This is a genomic window from Bradyrhizobium sp. (assembly GCF_049581145.1).
GTDB lineage: Bacteria > Pseudomonadota > Alphaproteobacteria > Rhizobiales > Xanthobacteraceae > Bradyrhizobium.
This window is the reverse complement of the sequence record NZ_JBAURI010000613.1, coordinates 1-3398: the sequence shown is the minus strand read 5'-3', so window position 1 is coordinate 3398 and position 3398 is coordinate 1. Positions and strand designations below refer to the sequence as shown.

At 64.5% G+C, this 3398-nt stretch carries 5 protein-coding genes and 1 pseudogene; all 6 read left to right on the top strand.

What is annotated here, in order from left to right; all coding sequences use genetic code 11:
• A partial coding sequence (locus tag WCB02_RS20125; RefSeq protein ID WP_423960750.1) for an ABC transporter permease subunit occupies positions 1-527 on the top strand: 527 nt, incomplete at its 5' end.
• Entirely contained in the window at positions 527-634 is a 108-nt protein-coding gene (locus tag WCB02_RS20120) for a pentapeptide repeat-containing protein (protein ID WP_423960749.1), read from the top strand. The genes WCB02_RS20125 and WCB02_RS20120, both read left to right, overlap by 1 nt.
• Positions 631-1695: a branched-chain amino acid ABC transporter permease gene (locus WCB02_RS20115; protein WP_423960747.1), complete on the top strand. Its 1065-nt coding sequence runs from the start codon at positions 631-633 to the stop codon at positions 1693-1695. The genes WCB02_RS20120 and WCB02_RS20115 overlap by 4 nt, the downstream gene beginning before the upstream one ends.
• Positions 1695-2435, top strand: a complete 741-nt coding sequence (locus WCB02_RS20110; protein ID WP_423960745.1) for an ATP-binding cassette domain-containing protein — start codon at positions 1695-1697, stop codon at positions 2433-2435. Before WCB02_RS20115 ends, WCB02_RS20110 begins: the two co-directional genes overlap by 1 nt.
• A complete protein-coding gene (locus WCB02_RS20105) occupies positions 2428-3141 on the top strand; it encodes an ABC transporter ATP-binding protein (protein ID WP_423960753.1) in 714 nt (237 codons plus the stop codon). The genes WCB02_RS20110 and WCB02_RS20105 overlap by 8 nt, the downstream gene beginning before the upstream one ends.
• A gap of 53 nt (positions 3142-3194) precedes the next feature.
• Positions 3195-3398 (top strand): annotated as a pseudogene (locus WCB02_RS20100) (acetamidase/formamidase family protein); the annotation flags it as partial.

The window sequence follows — 3398 nt, the reverse complement described above, 5'->3', positions numbered from 1 at the left end:
GCTCCAGCATGACCGGGGTCGGGACTCCGTTCGGCAGCTTTCAGGTCGGCCAGTATTCCTATTCCATCTATCGCCTGGTGCTGTTCGCCGCCGCGCTCGGCGTGCTGGCCGGGCTCTATATGCTGTTCAACTCGACCCGGTTCGGCGTGCTGGCCCGCGCCACCATCCAGGTTCCGCATATGGCCGCGGCGCTCGGCGTGGACACGCGCGTCATCTACAGCCTGACCTTCGCCTGCGGCGCCGGGCTCGCGGGCCTCGCCGGGGGCCTGTATGCTCCAACCATGACCCTGGTTCCGACCATGGGCGCGACCTTCATCATGGAAGCCTTCGTCACCGTCGTGATCGGCGGCGCCGACGTCTTCCTGGGCACGGCGCCGGCCGGCGCGGTGCTTGCGGTGGTGAAGTCGGCGATGACCTCCTGGCAGGGGCAATTGTTCGGACAGATCGGTCTTCTGGTCGCCGTGATCATCGTGGTCCGGGTGCTGCCAAAGGGCATCTCCGGATTCGTGCTGCGCGAGCGCACCTGATGCCGGCAGACCTGATGCGGGCAGACCTGATGCGGGCAGACCTGGTGCGGACAAACCTGGCGCGGGCATATCTGATGCTGGCGCAACTGATGGATGAGCGGCCGTGAACGGCTTGATCGCTTTGCTTGGGCGACTCGAGGGGCCGCAGACGGTCGGCCGTGGTCCGGCGTTCTGGACCCTGTTCGCGATCGTGCTGGCGTTCGCCTGTGCCTATCCGCTGTTTGCCGATGGCTACACCGTCGGCAACACCGTGTATTTCTTCGTCTGGGTGTTCATCGCGCTCAGCCTGTGCCTGATCTGGGGCTATGGCGGCGCGCTGAGCTTCGGGCAGACCGCGTTCTTCGGCATCGCCGGTTATGGCTATGGCGTCTTGACCATCAATTTCGAGGCCGCCGATGGCTTTACGCTGGTTGCGCTGTTGCTTTCGATTGCCATCGCCGCGCTGTTTGCGCTGCTGCTCGGCTATTTCATGTTCTTCGGCCGCATCTCCGGCGTCTTCCTCGGCATCGTCACGCTTGCGGTGACGCTGATGCTGGAGCGCTTCATGGCCCAGACCGCAGGTCCCGAGTGGCACATCGGCACGGCCCGGTTGAACGGCTTCAACGGCATGAGCGCGATGCCGCCGATCACCATCCCGTGGCCCGGCGAGGACATCGTGCTGTTCGCCGATATCGGCCTTTATTATTTCGTGCTGGCGCTCCTGGTCCTGGTCTATCTCGGCCTGCGCATCCTGATGAACTCCGCCTTCGGCAATGTGATCGTCGCTATCAGGGAAAACCCCGAGCGCGCGGAAATGCTGGGTTACGACATCAGGAAGTATCAGCTCGTCACCTTCGTGATTGGTGCCGCGCTCGCCGGCCTTTCGGGCGTGCTCTACACGGCGTGGGGCCAGTACATCACGCCCTCGAGCATGGGCATGACGGCGGCGGCGCTGCCTTTGATCTGGGTCGCGGTCGGCGGACGCTCCGACCTGACCTCGACCTTGATCGGAACATTGCTGGTGCTCGCGGGCTTCCAGGCCCTGACCATCTATGGCAGCCAGTATGCACTTGTGGTCATGGGCGTGCTGCTGGTGTTGACGGTGCTGATCGCGCCGAACGGGCTCGTGCTGACGGCCATGAACCTGGTCTCGCGCCTCGCGACGCGCGGCAAGCGAGGTGACGGCTGATGGCGCTGCTCGAACTCCGCGGACTCAACAAGCATTTTGGCGGACTCCATGTCACCAACGCGGTCGACCTCGCGCTGGAGGAAGGCGAGATTCATTGCCTGATCGGTCCGAACGGCGCCGGCAAGAGCACCCTGTTCAGGCTGATCCTCGGCGAATTCGCTCCCGGCAGCGGTGACATCTATTTCGCGGGTGAAAACATCACGGCGTTCAAATCCTTCGCCCGCATCCACCGCGGCCTGTCGGTCAAGTTCCAGGTGCCGGGCGTGTTCAAGGGCCTGTCGGTGCGCCAGAATCTCGAAATCGCGCTGCAGAGCCGGCATCGCGGTGCCGCGCTCGCCGCGGAGATCGACCGGCTCGTGGGCTTCCTCGGCCTCGGTGCCGAGCAGGCCCAGAAGGCCGGCAATCTCAGCCATGGCCAGAAGCAGTGGCTGGAAATCGGCATGGCGATCAGCCTCAAGCCGCGCCTGTTGCTGCTCGACGAGCCGACCGCGGGCATGTCACCGGAAGAGACGCACCTGACCGGCGAGATGGTGCAGCGGCTCAACAGCGAGGGCATGACCGTGCTGGCGATCGAGCACGACATGGCATTCGTGCGGCAGGTCGCGCAACGTGTGACCGTGCTGCATCTGGGGCAGGTGTTCGCGCAAGGCTCGATCGACGAGATCATCGCCGACGAGCGTGTCGCCGCGATCTATCTGGGCCAGGCTCACACCCAAGCGCTCGTTCATGACCATGCGTAAGGAAGTCATCCTTTCGACCCTCGGCCTGCGCGCCGGCTATGGCGGCAAGCCGGTGCTGCAAGGGCTCGAGATCGAGGTGCGGGAAGGTGAGATCGTTGCCGTGATCGGCCGCAACGGCGTCGGCAAATCCACCTTGATGAAAAGCCTGATCGGGCTGGTGCCGGCGATGAGCGGCTCGATCGTCTATCGCGGCGAGGCGATCGAGCTGGTTCCTGCGCACAAGCGGGCGCGGCTCGGCATCGGCTACGTGCCGCAGGGGCGCGACGTGTTTCCGCGCCTGACGGTGGCCGAGAACATCGCCGTCGGCGCCGCGATCAAGGGCGGCATCCCCGAGGAGGGACGGCGGCGGGTCGTCGAGGCCTTCCCGATCCTTGCCGAGCGCTGGAGTCAGCGCGCCGGTACCCTGTCCGGCGGCCAACAGCAGCAGCTTGCGATCGGGCGCGTGCTGATCGCCGATCCCAGCCTCATTCTGCTCGATGAACCCTCGGAAGGCATTCAGCCCAGCATCGTCCAGGACATCGCGCGCAACATGGCCGCGATCAACGCCCGGACCGGCATGACCATCATTCTGGTCGAGCAGAATCTCGACATGATCCGCGCCATGGCGCAGCGCTGCTATGTGATGGACAAAGGCCGCATCGTCGCAAGTCTCGACCGCGATGCGCTTGACGACGACGCCGAAATGCGCCGCCATCTCGCGGTGTGAGGCGAGTCCAAGGAAGCGAGCAACAAGGACGTCACCAAGGAAGGAGAACATCGATGGCCTGGCAGGAAAATTCCATCATGGCGCAGAAGGGCGTCGCCAAGGGCAAGCAAGGCGCGAGCTATACGATCACCGAAGCAGATCAGGGCACGTACCATTATGTCTATGGTCCCTACGTCAAGCCGGTGCTCACGGTCGAGCCGGGCGCGGTCGTCTCGGCCGAGACCCACGACGCGTTCGAGGGCAAGATCAAGCATGAG

Excerpts from the sequence above, each read along its gene's own strand:
- WCB02_RS20105 (WP_423960753.1), top strand. The coding sequence starts at position 2,428 with ATGCGTAAGGAAGTCATCCTTTCGACCCTCGGCCTGCGCGCCGGCTAT.
- WCB02_RS20110 (WP_423960745.1), top strand. The coding sequence starts at position 1,695 with ATGGCGCTGCTCGAACTCCGCGGACTCAACAAGCATTTTGGCGGACTC.
- WCB02_RS20120 (WP_423960749.1), top strand. The coding sequence starts at position 527 with ATGCCGGCAGACCTGATGCGGGCAGACCTGATGCGGGCAGACCTGGTG.